16 protein-coding genes are annotated in these 14,846 nt (G+C 64.1%); 9 read left to right on the plus strand and 7 right to left on the minus strand.

Annotation, left to right across the window (positions count from 1 at the left end):
• Positions 1-22: 22 nt before the first annotated feature.
• Together FJ957_RS04455 and FJ957_RS04460 are read left to right on the plus strand one after the other, a co-directional pair.
• A complete protein-coding gene (locus FJ957_RS04455; protein ID WP_140828914.1) occupies positions 23-994 on the plus strand; it encodes an ABC transporter substrate-binding protein in 972 nt (323 codons plus the stop codon).
• A 168-nt stretch (positions 995-1,162) separates the two neighbouring features.
• Positions 1,163-1,600 (plus strand): CHRD domain-containing protein, encoded by a 438-nt coding sequence (locus FJ957_RS04460; RefSeq protein ID WP_140706426.1) that lies wholly within the window; start codon positions 1,163-1,165, stop codon positions 1,598-1,600.
• 67 nt (positions 1,601-1,667) lie between these two features.
• Here the strand turns inward: FJ957_RS04460 and FJ957_RS04465 are convergent, their stop codons facing one another.
• The 3 genes from FJ957_RS04465 to FJ957_RS04475 form a co-directional block, all read right to left on the minus strand.
• On the minus strand, positions 1,668-3,317 hold the full coding sequence (locus FJ957_RS04465; RefSeq protein WP_140828915.1) for a thiamine pyrophosphate-binding protein: 1,650 nt from the start codon (positions 3,315-3,317) through the stop codon (positions 1,668-1,670).
• On the minus strand, positions 3,314-4,486 hold the full coding sequence (locus FJ957_RS04470) for a CaiB/BaiF CoA-transferase family protein (protein ID WP_140828916.1): 1,173 nt from the start codon (positions 4,484-4,486) through the stop codon (positions 3,314-3,316). The genes FJ957_RS04465 and FJ957_RS04470 overlap by 4 nt, the downstream gene beginning before the upstream one ends.
• A gap of 81 nt (positions 4,487-4,567) precedes the next feature.
• On the minus strand, positions 4,568-5,500 hold the full coding sequence (locus tag FJ957_RS04475; RefSeq protein WP_140828917.1) for an alpha/beta hydrolase: 933 nt from the start codon (positions 5,498-5,500) through the stop codon (positions 4,568-4,570).
• Between the two features lie 246 nt (positions 5,501-5,746).
• On the opposite strand from FJ957_RS04475, the gene FJ957_RS04480 reads away from it, so the two are divergent.
• The 5 genes from FJ957_RS04480 to FJ957_RS04505 all read left to right on the plus strand — a co-directional run bounded on the left by FJ957_RS04480 (position 5,747) and on the right by FJ957_RS04505 (position 11,303).
• Positions 5,747-6,760: a ribonuclease gene (locus tag FJ957_RS04480; RefSeq protein WP_140828918.1), complete on the plus strand. Its 1,014-nt coding sequence runs from the start codon at positions 5,747-5,749 to the stop codon at positions 6,758-6,760.
• 396 nt (positions 6,761-7,156) lie between these two features.
• The gene (ettA, locus tag FJ957_RS04490; protein ID WP_140828919.1) at positions 7,157-8,806 is read left to right on the plus strand and encodes an energy-dependent translational throttle protein EttA; all 1,650 of its coding nucleotides are present in this window, start codon (positions 7,157-7,159) and stop codon (positions 8,804-8,806) included.
• A 40-nt stretch (positions 8,807-8,846) separates the two neighbouring features.
• The gene (gene tam, locus FJ957_RS04495) at positions 8,847-9,614 is read left to right on the plus strand and encodes a trans-aconitate 2-methyltransferase (RefSeq protein ID WP_140828920.1); all 768 of its coding nucleotides are present in this window, start codon (positions 8,847-8,849) and stop codon (positions 9,612-9,614) included.
• A 108-nt stretch (positions 9,615-9,722) separates the two neighbouring features.
• The gene (locus tag FJ957_RS04500; protein WP_140647584.1) at positions 9,723-10,058 is read left to right on the plus strand and encodes a hypothetical protein; all 336 of its coding nucleotides are present in this window, start codon (positions 9,723-9,725) and stop codon (positions 10,056-10,058) included.
• 123 nt (positions 10,059-10,181) lie between these two features.
• On the plus strand, positions 10,182-11,303 hold the full coding sequence (locus tag FJ957_RS04505; protein ID WP_140828921.1) for a beta-ketoacyl-ACP synthase III: 1,122 nt from the start codon (positions 10,182-10,184) through the stop codon (positions 11,301-11,303).
• Positions 11,304-11,446: 143 nt separating this feature from the next.
• Here FJ957_RS04505 and FJ957_RS04510 read toward each other — a convergent pair whose 3' ends face one another.
• Positions 11,447-12,013, minus strand: coding sequence for an isoprenylcysteine carboxylmethyltransferase family protein (locus FJ957_RS04510; protein ID WP_140828924.1), 567 nt, complete (start codon positions 12,011-12,013; stop codon positions 11,447-11,449).
• On the opposite strand from FJ957_RS04510, the gene FJ957_RS04515 reads away from it, so the two are divergent.
• Both FJ957_RS04515 and FJ957_RS04520 read left to right on the plus strand, forming a co-directional pair.
• Positions 11,999-12,229 carry a hypothetical protein gene (locus FJ957_RS04515; protein ID WP_140828927.1) on the plus strand — a complete coding sequence of 77 codons (231 nt, stop codon included), beginning with the start codon at positions 11,999-12,001 and terminating at the stop codon, positions 12,227-12,229. The two genes, FJ957_RS04510 and FJ957_RS04515, sit on opposite strands and share 15 nt — an antisense overlap.
• Positions 12,196-12,825 carry an MOSC domain-containing protein gene (locus FJ957_RS04520; protein ID WP_140828929.1) on the plus strand — a complete coding sequence of 210 codons (630 nt, stop codon included), beginning with the start codon at positions 12,196-12,198 and terminating at the stop codon, positions 12,823-12,825. Before FJ957_RS04515 ends, FJ957_RS04520 begins: the two co-directional genes overlap by 34 nt.
• Positions 12,826-12,994: 169 nt before the next feature.
• On the opposite strand, the gene FJ957_RS04525 is transcribed toward FJ957_RS04520, so the two are convergent.
• From FJ957_RS04525 to tsaA, 3 genes are all read right to left on the minus strand, one after another.
• Positions 12,995-13,834, minus strand: coding sequence for an SDR family oxidoreductase (locus tag FJ957_RS04525; protein WP_140828931.1), 840 nt, complete (start codon positions 13,832-13,834; stop codon positions 12,995-12,997).
• 145 nt (positions 13,835-13,979) lie between these two features.
• Positions 13,980-14,294 carry a DUF2293 domain-containing protein gene (locus tag FJ957_RS04530; protein WP_140828934.1) on the minus strand — a complete coding sequence of 105 codons (315 nt, stop codon included), beginning with the start codon at positions 14,292-14,294 and terminating at the stop codon, positions 13,980-13,982.
• On the minus strand, positions 14,291-14,797 hold the full coding sequence (tsaA, locus tag FJ957_RS04535; RefSeq protein ID WP_140828936.1) for a tRNA (N6-threonylcarbamoyladenosine(37)-N6)-methyltransferase TrmO: 507 nt from the start codon (positions 14,795-14,797) through the stop codon (positions 14,291-14,293). The genes FJ957_RS04530 and tsaA overlap by 4 nt, the downstream gene beginning before the upstream one ends.
• Positions 14,798-14,846 lie beyond the last annotated feature (49 nt).

Raw genomic sequence — 14,846 nt, forward strand, 5'->3', positions numbered from 1 at the left:
GCTAACTTCAGAGGGTAATAACATGAAAAGACTGCTGATTTCTGCTTTGGCCGGCGCCATGTCGCTGGCCGCCTTCCAGGCGATGGCCGCCGACAAGGTGACACTGCAGCTGAAATGGGTCACGCAGGCCCAGTTCGCCGGCTACTATGTCGCCAAGGCCAAGGGCTTCTATGATGCCGAAGGCCTCGACGTCGACATCAAGCCGGGCGGTCCCGACATCGCACCCGAGCAGGTGATCGCCGGCGGCGGCGCCGACGTCATCGTCGACTGGATGGGCGGGGCACTCGCCGCCCGCGACAAGGGCGTGATGCTCGTCAACATCGCCCAGCCGTTCAAGAAGGCGGGCATGGAACTGGTCTGCCCCAAGGATGGACCGATCAAGACGGAAGCCGACTTCAAGGGCCACACGCTCGGCGTCTGGTTCTTCGGCAACGAATATCCGTTCTACGCCTGGATGAACAAGATCGGCCTCAAGACCGATGGCGGCCCTGACGGCGTCACCGTGCTCAAGCAGAGCTTCGACGTGCAGCCGCTGATCCAGAAGCAGGCCGACTGCATTTCGGTGATGACCTATAACGAATACGGCCAGGTGCTGGATGCCGGCTACAAGCCGGAAGACCTCACCGTCTTCAACTACTCCGCCATGGGCAACGACCTGTTGGAGGACGGGCTCTATACGCTCGAGGAGAAGCTCAAGGATCCGGCCTTCGAGGACAAGATGGTGCGCTTCGTGCGCGCCTCGATGAAGGGTTGGAAATACGCCACGGAGAACACCGACGAGGCGGCTGGCATCGTCGTCGACGCCGGCGGCCAGGACGAGAACCACCAGAAGTTCATGATGAAGGAAGTGGCCAAGCTGATCGACAATGCCGACGGCAAGCTGATCCCGGCCGCTTACGAGCGTACCGCCAAGGCGCTGCTCGACCAGAAGATCATCAGCAAGGAGGCGAGCGGCGCCTACACGACCGCGATCACCGACAAGGCGATCAAGTAAGCTCCGTTCTCGACGCGGAAGCTGGAAAGGGGCGGGCGACCGCCCCTTTTTCTTTGGGGTCGCGGTAAAATAATTGTGTGCCGGGATACATCCGGGCACCCAACCGTTGCATTGATGCATCCGCGCGTCGGGGAGCCGTGCAGGATGCTGCAACCAACGGAGGTTCTCATGCGCATCCTATCCGTGCCGATGCTTTCGGCCCTGGCCGTTTCGACCGCCTTCCTTCTCGCATCGCCGGCCATGGCCGAGACGATGAAGTTCAAGGCGACGCTCGACGGCAGCCAGCAGAGCCCGCCCGTGACCACCAAGGGCAAGGGAACCGCCACATTCACCTTCGACAGCACAAGCAAGAAGCTCAGCTGGAACGTCAAATATTCCGGCCTTAGCGGCCCTGCCGTGGCCGCCCATATCCACGGGCCGGCGGACATGGGCGCGAACGCGGATCCGGTGATCCCGTTCAAGAAGCTGAAGAGCCCGATCAAGGGGTCGGCGACGCTGACCGACGCGCAAGCGGCCGACCTCGAGGCCGGCAAATACTACGTCAACGTCCACACCGCCAAGAACAAGGACGGCGAGATCCGCGGCCAGATCGAGAAGGCGATGTAGCGCCCGATAGGATCGCGATCAATTCGGACGTCGGCGCAAGGAGCTCTGCCTATGCCTTTGTCGACGCTCAAGCCTTCTCACGGATTTGCGTCAGTGTGCGGGTCGGCGTGATCGCCTCGGGATCGAGCTTGATCTCGACGATCGCCGGCTTGCCGCTGGCGCGCGCTCGCTCGAAGGCGGGCGCGAAGTCGGCGGTCTTTTCGACCGTTTCGCCATGGCCGCCATAGGCGCGGGCCAGCGCAGCGAAGTCCGGGTTCTTGAGGTCTGTGGCGACGACGCGGCTTGGATATTCCCGCTCCTGATGCATGCGGATCGTGCCGTAAATGCCGTTGTTGACGACGATCACGACGATCGGCAGGTCATACTGGACAGCCGTCGCGAACTCCTGGCCGTTCATCAGGAAGCAGCCGTCGCCGGCGAAGGCAACCACGGTGCGATCCGGGAACAGCGATTTGGCGGCGACCGCGGCCGGCGTGCCGTAGCCCATCGAGCCGGACGTGGGCGCCGCCTGCGTGCCGAAGCGGCGGGAGCGGTAGAAGCGATGCACCCAGGTGGCGTAGTTGCCGGCGCCGTTGGTGAGGATGGCATCCTCCGGCAGGACCTTTCCCAGATAGTCCATGATCGGGCCCATCTGGACTGGGCCAGGGCCGGTCTGGGGCGGCGTCGACCATTCGAGATAGGCGGCGTGCGCGTTTTCCGTTTCGGCCGCCCAGGTGGGCTTGGCCGTTGGCCTGCGCTTGGCGAAAGCCTCGACGAAGGCGGCGGGCGAAGCGTTGATCGCCACTGTCGGCCGGTAGACGCGGCCGAGCTCGCCGGCATCGGCATGGATATGCACCAGCGCCTGGTCGGGGTAGGGGCTCTTCAGCAGCGTGTAGTCGGAAGACGGCATCTCGCCCAGGCGGCCGCCGAGTAAGAGCACGACATCGGCCTGCTTGATCCGCTCCGCCAGCTTCGGATTGATGCCGATGCCGACATCGCCGGCGTAGTTCGGATGGAGGTGATCGAACAGCATCTGGCGCCGGAAGGAGCAGCCGACCGGCAGCGACCAGGTCTCCGCGATCATGCGCATATGCGCCACGGCTTCCTCGTTCCAGCGCGTGCCGCCCAGAATGACGAAAGGACGCTTGGCATTGCTCAGCAACATCTCCAGCGCATCGAGCTCGGCCTCGCCTGGACGCGTCTCGACAGGCGTGTGCGGCAGCGCTTCCGGAGCCTCGACCTCGCTGGTCAGCATGTCTTCCGGCAGCGAGATGACCACAGGGCCCGGGCGGCCGGAGGTCGCGACCGCGAAGGCGCGGGTGACGAATTCCGGAATGCGCGCGGCATCGTCGATCTCGACCACCCATTTGGCGATGTCGCCGAAGAAGCGCTTGTAGTCCACCTCCTGGAACGCCTCGCGCTCCTTGGCGTGGCTGGCGACCTGGCCGATGAACAGGATCAGCGGCACCGAATCCTGCATGGCGATATGGATGCCGGCCGAGGCATTGGTGGCGCCGGGGCCGCGGGTGACGAAGCAGATGCCGGGCTTGCCGGTCAGCCGACCCTGGCAGTCGGCCATCATCGCGGCGCCCCCTTCCTGGCGGCAGACGATGGTGCGGATCGAAGAGTCATGCAGCGCGTCGAGCACCGCGAGATAGGATTCGCCCGGAACGCAGAAGATGCGGTCGGTGCCGTTCGCTTCGAGCGCCTCGACGATCAGTTGTCCGCCTGTCTTCATTTTGCTCTCTCCAATTCGGCAAGGATTTCGTCCGTGTGCTCGCCAAGGCGCGGCGAAGGGCGCTCATAGACGAGCGGCGTGCCCGACATCACCATCGGCGCGCGCACCGAGGGCAGGCGATTGCCGTGGCCGTCGTCGAGGTCGAGCCGCATGCCGCGCGCGATGGTCTGCGGATCGGCGAACATCTGCCCGATCGTGTTGATCGGGCTCGCCGGCACGCCGGCGGCTTCCAGCTTCGCCAGCAACGGATCGCGATCGAACGCCGCCAGCGTCTCGACGATCCGCTCGCGCAGCTTCACGCGGTTGGCGACGCGGGCAGGGTTGGTGGCGAAATCCGGATTGGCGGGCAGGTCGGCGATGCCGACGGCGGCGCAGAACTTGCCGAACTGCCCGTCATTGCCGACCGCGAGGATGATGTGGCCGTCCCTCACCGGCAGGACTTCGTAGGGGGCGATGTTCATATGCGCATTGCCCATCTGCACCGGCGACTTGCCCGAGACCAGATAGTTGAGGTTCTGGTTGCCGAGCGCCGAAATCTGGCTGTCGTAGAGCGCCATGTCGACATGCTGGCCCTCGCCGGTCTTTTCGGCATGGCGAAGTGCTGCCTGGATGGCGATCACCGAATAGAGACCGGTGAAGAGATCCGAGATGGCGACGCCGGCCTTCTGCGGCTCGCGGCCGGGCTCGCCGGTGATCGACATCATGCCGGCCATGGCCTGGATGATGAAATCGTAACCCGCGCGGGGAGCGTAGGGCCCATTCTGGCCGAAGCCTGTGATCGAGCAATAGACAAGCCGCGGATTGATCGCCTTCAGGCTTTCGTAGTCGAGGCCGTATTTCTTCAGGCCGCCGAGCTTGAAGTTTTCGATCAGCACGTCGGCCGTGGCGATCAGCCTGCGCAGCGTCTCGGCACCCTCGGGCTTGGAGAAATCGACGGCGATGGAACGCTTGCCGCGGTTGCAGGCATGGTAATAGGCGGCCGAAAGGTTCTCGCCGTCATGGCTCATGACGAAAGGCGGACCCCATTTGCGGGTATCGTCGCCGCCATCCGGACTTTCGACCTTGATGACATCGGCGCCGAGATCGGCCAGCAATTGCCCGGCCCAGGGACCGGCCAGGATGCGGGCAAGTTCGATAACGCGGATGCCTTTCAGCGGAGGGGCGGTCATGGATCACCGTGTTCTAACGAAACGCAGGCTCTAGCAACACGCACCGGCCGTGTCACGACCCATACGATAGGCCACGCCGGATCAGGATTTCAGCACGCTGTCGGCCCAAGCGGCGAAATCATTCATGACGGAGTCGCGGTTGATCTCATTCAGGCTTTCATGGCGGGTTTCCGGATAAACCTTTGAAACCAGATTCGAAAAGCCCAATGCCCGGATGCGCTTTGCCAGGTGATGGACGGCCTTGCCGTAGTCCGACGCGGGGTCCTTTTCGCCGCCGACAAGGTTGACGAAGAGATCGCACCGGACGCCGGCAAAGCTCTGGTCCTTGCTGCCATGAAGCGCCATGGTGACCACATCGCGCCACATCGAGACCGACGCATCCCAGCCGCAGAGCGGATCGGCGATATATTTGTCGACCTCGACCGGGTCGCGCGACAGCCAGTCGAACAAAGTCCGGTGGCCGGGCACCGCCTTGCCCCAGGCCTGGAAGGTGAGCTTGGGCAAAAGCCGAGACGGCACGTCGGAGCCCAGCCGCATCCGCTCCCAGCCGAGGATGCCCAACGCCAGCTGACCGAGCAGGCCCTGCGAGAAATTGCCGTTCCAGATCGCTGCGGCATGGACACGCTCGGAGTGGCGCAGGACAAAGTTCAGCGCGATAGATGCGCCGAGCGAATGGCCGAAGATGATGACCGGCAAGCCGGGATGCTCGGCCGCGATCAGGTCGTGAACGGCATCGACGTCGGCGATCACCTTGGCGATGCCGTCGCCGTCGGCGAATTTGCCGAGCGGCGCGTCGGGCGCCTTCGTCGCGCCATGGCCGCGATGGTCATGGGCATAGACGTGGAATCCGCGTGGCCCCAGGAAATCGGCAAAGCGGGCGTAACGCGCCGCGTGCTCGGCCAGGCCATGGTTGATCTGGACCACGGCGCGCGGATTTCCGGCGGCTTCTTTCACATAAAGGTTGAGGTCGGCCCCGGTCGGTGAAGCCAGCCTGGTCTCTCTGTCGAATGGCATGTCTCGCTCCCTCGGCGACTGTTGGGCGAGGCGTTTGCCGGCGTCAAGAGGATGAGCGCGCTTGCCGAGATGCTACGCCGGCAATCCGTCATCTTGCAGAGGCACTCAGGGCACTTGCGAATACGCCGACGGAAGCGCTCAGCTGGGGATTGTTTTTTCGCGCGGTGAAAAAGATCGCAATTCTGACACGCCGGCTGTTCTAGTGTGACGAATCCAATACGGTTCAATGATCGCCGGGAGAGCGGGATGCGGGTTTGGGCATTGTGGGGTTCGATGGTGCTGACGACGCTGGCCGGTGCCGGCACGGCGCATGCCGACGTCAAGATGAGCGGCACCTTCGTGGCCGACAGCGGCTGTCCAGCGACGCTGGCCATCAAGAGTGGCAAGAACCCCGGCAATGTCTCGACCGAGGCCGGCAAGAGCTACGAGCTGCTTGCCGGCAACAAGGACGAGCCCACGCACTACCTCATCCAGGTGCCGGGTGCCGATCCCGAGCGGCGCTGGGTGAAGATCAGCTGCGGCCATGTCACCGGCGGCGGCGCGTCGGTCACGCCGGCGCCTGCCGGCCAGACCAAGCCGTCATCGTCTGCCTCCGGAAAACCCGAATATGTCTTTGCGCTGAGCTGGCAGCCGGCTTTCTGCGAGACCAAGGCAAGCAAGCCCGAATGCAAGGCCCAGAACGCGAGCGAGTTCGACGCCTCGCACTTCACGTTGCATGGGCTGTGGCCGCAGCCGAACGGCAATTTCTATTGCCAGGTCTCGGCGAGCGACAAGGCCAATGACAATCCGTCGCATTGGGCAGATCTGCCGCCGGTCGATCTCGACGCAAAGACGCGTGCCGAGCTCGACCAGGTGATGCCGGGCACGGCTTCCAGGCTCGAGCGCCACGAATGGATCAAGCACGGCACCTGCTACGGCAAGAGTCCGCAGGACTATTTCTCAGACGCGCTGAACCTGATGCGGGCGGTGAACGCCTCGGCGGTGCGCGACCTCTTCAACAAGAACATCGGCAAGCAATTGACCTCGGACCAGATCCGCGGCGCCTTCAACGAAGCCTTCGGTCCCGGCGCAGGCGACCGCGTGCGCGTGTCCTGCCTGGTCGACCCGTCGAGCGGCCGGCGCCTGATCGGCGAGATCACGCTCGGCTTGTCCGGCCCGATTGGCCCGGATAGCAGGCTCGCCAATCTCCTGATGGCGTCCGCGCCGACGGCCAAGGCCGGCTGCCCGAAGGGCACGGTCGACGCGATCGGCTTTCAGTAGGCGGCAATTAATTCCTTGATCAGGCCGTTCTTTTGTCAGGCCGATCTGGGGGCCGCCTGCAGGATGATCGCCTCGCTGCCGGGCTCGCCGACCCACGCGGTCGCGGCCGCTAAGCTTGACCTTGTAGAGGCGCTGGTCGGCCAGCGCGAAGATGTCGGCGAGGCAGCGCGTCGTCTCGCCGACGGTGGAGACGTTTTGAACGCGAATGGTTAACCACTGATTTCACGCTACGGCCGGCGGCGGCGAAAAGCCGTGGGCGGAGTCGGGGGCGCAAACCGGCGAATCCGCACCGTTTGGCCGCCGGCGTGCCGAAAGCGATTGCCGTTCGGCGCTTCATCGCCTACATAGCGCGCAACCCCCATCCACCTTGACACTTCAGTTCCAGGGAAAGCGCGCGTGGCTCGCCAGTTCATCTATCACATGTCAGGCCTGTCGAAGGCCTATGGCACCAAGAAGGTGCTCGATAATGTTCACCTGTCCTTCTATCCGGACGCCAAGATCGGCATTCTCGGCCCCAACGGCTCGGGCAAGTCGACGATCCTGCGCATCATGGCCGGGCTCGACAAAGAGTTCCAGGGCGAGGCGTGGCTGGCCGAGGGCGCAACCGTCGGCTATCTCCCTCAGGAGCCGCAACTCGATCCAAACAAGACCGTGATGGAAAACGTCATGGAAGGCGTCGCCAGGAAGACGGCCATCATCGAGCGCTACAACGAACTGATGATGAACTATTCCGACGAGACGGCCGATGAGTCGGCCAAGCTCCAGGACGAGATGGATCGCCTGAACCTGTGGGACCTCGAGCAGCAGGTCGAGATGGCGATGGACGCGCTGCAGTGCCCGCCAGGCGATTCCGAGGTGACGAACCTTTCAGGCGGCGAGCGCCGCCGCGTCGCGCTTTGCCAGCTTCTGTTGCGCCAGCCGGATCTGCTGCTGCTCGACGAACCGACCAACCATCTCGACGCCGAAACCACGGCATGGCTGGAAAAGCACCTGCGCGACTATCCGGGCTCGGTGCTGATCATCACCCACGACCGCTACTTCCTGGACAACGTGACCGGCTGGATCCTCGAGCTCGATCGCGGCCGGGGCATTCCCTACGAGGGCAACTACACCAAATATCTCGACGCCAAGGCCAAGCGCCTGATCCAGGAAGGCCGCGAGGACGACGCTCGCCAGAAGTCGATCTGGCGCGAGCGCGAATGGATCCAGTCCTCGCCCAAGGCGCGTCAGACCAAGTCCAAGGCGCGTATCAAGGCCTATGAGGAGTTGGTCGAGCAGTCGCAGAACCGCAAGCCGACCGACACGCAGATCGTCATCCCGTCGAGCGAGCGTCTGGGCAACGTCGTCATCGAGGTCGAAGGCCTCAACAAGGGCTTCGGCGACGAGCTTTTGATCGAGAACCTGTCGTTCAGGCTGCCGCCGGGCGGTATCGTCGGCGTCATCGGCCCGAACGGCGCCGGCAAGACGACGCTGTTCAAGACCTTCACCGGCCAGGAAAAGCCGGATGCGGGCACCGTGCGCATCGGCGAGACGGTCAAGCTCGGCTATGTCGACCAGAGCCGCGATGCGCTCGATGGCAACAAAACCGTATGGGAAGAAATTTCCGGCGGCGCCGAAATCATCAAGCTCGGCAAGCACGAGATCAACAGCCGCGCCTATTGCTCGTCCTTCAACTTCCGCGGCGGCGACCAACAGCAGAAGGTCGGCAACCTCTCCGGCGGCCAGCGCAACCGCGTCCACCTGGCCAAGATGCTGAAGGGCGGCGGCAACGTGCTTCTGCTCGACGAGCCGACCAACGACCTCGACACCGAAACGCTGGGCGCGCTGGAAGACGCGCTGGAAGCCTATGCCGGTTGCGCCGTCATCATCAGCCACGATCGCATGTTCCTTGATCGTATGGCGACCCACATGCTCGCCTTCGAGGGCGACGCGCATGTCGAATGGTTCGAAGGCAATTTCGAGGAATATGAGAAGGACAAGCTGCGTCGCCTGGGCGCCGAAGCGGCGGCCCCGCACCGCATGACGCACAAGCGGCTGACGCGGTAGCATCAGTCCGCAGGGACGGCGAACAGGGCGAGGTTCTCACATGACCGACTGGTCCGCCGTCCAGTATCTGAAGTTCGAGGATGAGCGCACGCGGCCCGCGCGGGATCTGGCGGCGCAAGTGCCGGTCGATTTTCCGCGCCGCGTCGTCGATATCGGTTGTGGGCCGGGCAACTCGACCGAGCTTCTGGTCGAGCGCTGGCCGGATGCTCAGGTCAGCGGCTTCGACACCTCTCCCGACATGATCGAGAAGGCGCGGGCGCGGCTGCCGAATGTCAATTTCGAGCTGGCGGATGCCGCCGGATGGCACCCCGAACATCCGGTCGACGTCATCTTCGCCAATGCCGTCTTCCAGTGGCTGCCGGAACATCCGGCGGTGTTCCAGCGGCTGATGGGGCTATTGGCGCCGGGCGGCGCCTTGGCCGTTCAGATGCCGGACAATCTCGGCGAAGCCTCGCACCAGCTGATGCGCGAAACCGCTGCGGAAGTGCCGTTTGCGGCCAAGCTCAAGGGTGCCGCGCGCGGACCACTGCCGCCGGTGTCCTTCTACTACGATCTTCTGTCGCCGCTCGCCGACCGTCTCGACATCTGGCACACTATCTACAACCATCCGCTGGCCGATGCCGAGGCGATCGTCGAATGGGTCAAGGCGACCGGCCTGAAGCCCTTCCTCGATCCGCTCGATGCGGATGAGAAGAAGCTGTTCCTCGACAGCTATACCGCCAAGATCGCCAAGGCCTATCCAAAGGCGGCGAACGGCAAGGTGCTTCTGCGCTTCCCGCGGATATTCATCGTCGCCAAAAGAGTCTAGGTTCCCCCGCTTCCGAGGCGCTTGACCGGTTCGCGCCGTCATGGGCATTTCATCCATCTGGACGATGGTCGACGATCCCACAGGGGACCACGGGGCAGGGGGTGAGCGATGACATTGGGCAAGACGGGTCTCGCATGCGGCCTGTGCATGACCGCGCTGATTTCTTTTTCCATCGCCGCCGAGGCCAAGCCGGCACGCTGCTTCACCACGGATGACGGCTATTATCCTTGCAACTACAAGGCCTTGGACGGCGAAGGCAGCTTCCGCGTCTCGGCACCGGGCTATCCTACGATCACGCTTGAAATCGACCAACCGGGCTTTGCCTTCGGATATGCCAGGTTCGGCAGCCGCAACCGATCGCTGCCCGGGCAGTTCGTGCGCAGCCGCGACGACGGCGCCTGCTGGAACAATCCGCAGACCAACACCAAGGTCTGCGCCTGGTGAACGTCTACCGGGAAGCCCGTGATTTAAGCTGGCATAAACCGGGCAAATGCGACAAGGGTTGCGCCGGGCCATTTCCGCGCCCACATCAAAGCCCGTCACGCCCGGGCCTCGGATGGATTGGACATGCATCGCGTCATCATCAGCGGCATCGGCGCCGAAATCCCTGAACCCGTCATCACCAATGAAGAGCTGGTCGAAAGCTTCAACAGCTGGGTCGACACCGAGAATGCGCGCCGCGCCGACACCGGCGAACCGCTTTTGCAGAAATCGGACAGCGACTTCATCGTGCACGCCTCGGGCGTGAAGAGCCGCCATGTCGTCGAGCGCGAGGGCATCCTCGATCCGACCCGCATGTCGCCGCGCATTCCGGCACGGCCGGACGACGCGCTGTCATTGGAGGCGGAGTTCGGCATCGCCTCGGCCAGGAAGGCACTTGCCCATGCCGGGGTCGACGGATCGGACATCGACCTGGTGATCTGCTCGGCCTCGCATCACCAGCGGCCCTATCCGGCCATCGCCATCGAGATGCAGGAGGCGCTTGGCACCAAAGGCGCCGGCTTCGACATGGGGCTTGGTTGCTCTTCCGCCGCTGCGGCGCTGCATGTCGCCGTCAACCTGGTGAGAGCGGGGGCGCACAAGCGCATCCTGGTGTCGACGCCCGAAATCATCACCGGCCATCTCAACTTCCGCGACCGGCAGACGCATTTCATCTTCGGCGACGCCTCGGTCGCCATGGTCGTCGAGGGACTGGCGCAGGGCGAAAAGCGGCCGGGGCGTTTCGAGGTGCTCGACACGCGCACCTGGACGCAGATGTCGAACAACATCCGCACCAATCTCGGCTACCACACGCGCACGGCCCAGGACGATCCCTACATGATCAACCTGGAAGGCAACCTCATCAAGCAGGTCGGCAACAAGGTGTTCAAGGAAGTCACCGTCGCCGGCCAGAAATTCATCGTCGAATTCCTGGCCGAGCACGGGCTGACGCCGGAGGGCATTCGGCGCTTCTGGCTGCACCAAGCCAATGCGCGCATGAATGCGATGATCCTGAAATTGTCCTTCGGCCACGACGTCGACCATGACCGCGCGCCGATGGTCTTGGAGCGGCTCGGCAACACGGCCGGCGCCGGCGCGATCGTGGCGCTGTCGGAGAACCATGCCGACATGAAGGCCGGCGATTTCGGCCTGATCTGCGCTTTCGGCGCCGGCTATTCGATCGGCGGCGCGCTGTTGCGCATGCTTTGAGGATGTGTTGAAATTCAGATCAGGCCGAGTCGAAAACATCGGGTTTAGAGAACCGGAGCGGAGCGTACTTAAAGTACGTGAGCACCGGAAGCGCAGGAACCCGTTGTTTGCAGACCGGGCTCATCTGAATGTCAGCACATCCTTCAGGCCGGCGCGAACGGTACCAGCATCGGCACGCGCCTGGCGTAATCGTCATAGGCCGGGCCGAGCTCGCCGCGCAGGAAGCTCTCTTCCAGCCTCGCCTTGACGACGACGCCGACGAGGAGCAGGGCGGCGCCGGCTATGCCCCAGACCGTGCCCTTGACCGCCATGGTGGCAAGGACCGAAAGCATTAGGCCGGTGTAGATCGGGTGACGGACGAGGCCATAGGGGCCGGTATCGATCACCCGATGATCGGCCTTGGCGGTGACGTTGGCCGACCACAAGCGGCCGAGATGCAGCCGGGCCCACCAGGCGAAAGCGATGCCGATGGCGATCAGGGCGACGCAGATCCAGGCTTCGGTGAGCGTCGGCATCCAGAGCCGCAGCCGACCGACATAGCCGTGCGCCGGCACGAACAAGAGGACGGTGCCGGCCAGCCAAAGCATCCGGTAGCGTGCCTCCGACTTGAGATCCGCGCGCTTTTGCGCGGGGGCGGCCCAGGAGGCGGCAAGAAGCCAGGACACCAGCCAGAACAGCCAGAGTGCGGCGACAGCTTGTCCAACCTGCATGATCGAACCTTCCCGATTGCGCGCGTGACCGTCTATGCAACCGTCGCGGCAGCATTGCGGCCTGCGGCGCCCGACGAAAGGGGGATTTGCGGTAAGAAGGTCGTGATCGCCATCAAGCGGCGTGATCGGATCATCAGCGCTTTCGACTGGACCGCATTCTTCGGCACCATTAGACCAATGGCATGCAGGAAACGAACCTGGAACTTTTTCCCGTAGCGGAACCGGCGGTCGACATCGTGCCGGGCCGCCAGCTGACGGCAAAGGCAGCGGCGCTCTATGCCGCGCCGCACGATCATTTCGAGACGAGGGCGATCGAGGAGTTGCGACTCGGCTTCGACGGCATCGCGGGCGACTTCCATGGCGGAACGACGCGGCGTTCCGGCGGACGCGAGCCCTGGTACCCGCGCGGCACCGAGATGCGCAACGAGCGGCAATTGTCGCTCGTCGCGGCGGACGAGCTTGCCATCGTCGCCCAGCGCATGGGGCTCGATGAGATCAAGCCGGAGTGGATCGGCGCCAACCTCCTGGTCGAAGGCGTGCCGCAGCTTTCGATGCTGCCGGCCGGCTCGTTGCTGTTCTTCAAGGGCGGGGTGACGCTCAAGGTCGACGGGCAGAACAAGCCTTGCCGCGTTGCCGGACAGTCGATCGCCGAGCATGTCGGCGCCGCGGATCACAATGCCACCGCGCTGCTCTTTCCCAAGGAGGCGAAACGGCTGCGCGGCCTTGTCGCCTGGGTCGAGAAGCCGGGCGTCATCAGGGCCGGCGAGGAGATCTCGGTACGGGTGCCGGAGCAGTGGATTTACCCGGCTTGAGACATGCTGATATTCAGGTGAGGTCGGCCTGCGAACGGCAGTTTCCTGCGCTTCCGGTACTCACGTGCCCAAACGCACGCTCCGTCCGGTTCTCGGAACCCACCGTTCTCGACTCGCCCTGACCTGAATCTCAACATCCCTCGGCGGGCTTAGGTACCGCTAAAGAGTGTTAGCTCTTCCGGTTCTTGTTGGCGCCCTGCGCCATCACCGAGACATGGTCCCACTTTTCCCAGGTGGCGATGCGGCTGGCGTATTCCTGCCTGATCATCGGCAGGCCGCCATCGCCGAAGAAGACCCTGAGCGGCGGCTCGGCGGCATCGACGATCGCCAGCATCGCCGGGCCGGTCGCCTGCGGATCGCCGGCCGTGGAACGGCTGCGGCGCTCGGCCATCGCCGCGCGAACCGGCTCATAGACATCCAGCGGCTTGGAGACCTTGGCCGACGGCCCCGCCCAGTCCGTCGAGAAACCGCCTGGCTCAACCAGGGTCACATGGATGCCGAACTCCGCGACTTCGAGGCTGAGCGACTGACTGAAGGCTTCCAGCGCCCATTTCGAGGCGTGGTAAAGGCCGATCGAGGCGAAGGCGTTGATGCCGCCGATCGAGGATATCTGGATGATGTGGCCGGAGCGCTGCGCCCGCATGATGGGCAGCGCGGCTTGCGTCACCCAAAGCGCGCCGAAGACGTTGGTCTCGATCTGGTCGCGCGCTTCCTGCTCGGTGACTTCCTCGATGGCGCCGAAATGGCCGTAGCCTGCATTGTTGATGACGACGTCGAGCCGACCGAAACGCTTGTGCGCTTCGGAAATCGCGGCGTCGACCGCTTGTTTGTCGGTGACGTCGAGCTCAATGGCGGCGATGCTGTCGCCATATTTTTCGACGAGACCGGCGAGTGTGCCGGCATCGCGGGCGGTGGCGGCGACGTGGTCGCCACGGGCGAGCGCGGCCTCGGCCCAGACGTGGCCGAAGCCCTTGGACGATCCGGTGATGAACCAAACCTTATCAGTCATGATGCGCTGTCCTTGCCCAGAGGGCGATGAATTCGGAGGAATAAACGGAGGAATCTCCGTTTATCCCATGTACGGCGCCGCCGCCGTTTTTCCAGAGACGGCACCCGAATTAATTGGCGGGATGCGGCGTAGAGGGCCCAGGCGCCTATTCGTCCTCGTCGTCTTCCTCGAGCAACCGTGTCGCCCGCCAGTGGGTAAGCACCTCATTGGTCCGCCCGATCACGAAGAAGCGCGCCGAATCCCGGTCGTAGCCTTCGGCCAGCAGCTTTTCGTAGTCGGTATGGACATGGCGGACATGGGCGATGGTGGCCAGCCACACCGCGATCGTCGGCGGCAGGGTCTTCATGTGCACGGAACCGGCGTCGGCGCGGATCTTTTCCATGTCGGCATAGGGCGCAAGCGGCAAGAGCGCGGTCAGCGCCTTGGCGATGGCGCGGCGGCGGCCGGTGGGAGCGCTCATTTCTCGTCGCGCCCGGCGATGGTCGCCTCGGGAAATGCGTCGGTCGACGCGTAGTAGGGCTTTATGTCGATGACCGGCGTGCCGTCGAGCACATCGATGGCATCGATCTCAAGCCGGCCGGCCTCGATGTCGAAAGCGACGAGCTTGGCCACATGCAGGCCGACAGGGTTCGGCCGGGCAGGGGAACGCAGCGAGAAAACGCCTTTCGGTTCAGCGGCATGGCGGGGTTTCTGCACAATCAGATTCCGCGGCGCGTGCTGGAGCCAGGACAGGATGACGATGTGGCTGGCGCGTTCCAGGTTTTGCAGCCCCGGGCGGTAGGGCTCGTCGATCAGTATCGTCGCGGCGCGCCCGGTTTCGCGGGCGGCGCGCATGTTCTTCGGGCACTCCTCGCGGACCGCCCAGGGCGAGACAATGCGGCCGATGAAGACGACATGGCCGTCCGGCCGCAACTCCGCCGGGTCGGCCGCAAGAAGCGTTTCACCTTGGCGCGTCTCAAACATCCTGTTTATCCCCGGAAGACCCGTTTGCCCGGCGCGGATCGCGGCTGCG

Source organism: Mesorhizobium sp. B2-4-6, from assembly GCF_006442775.1.
Taxonomy (GTDB): Bacteria; Pseudomonadota; Alphaproteobacteria; order Rhizobiales; family Rhizobiaceae; genus Mesorhizobium.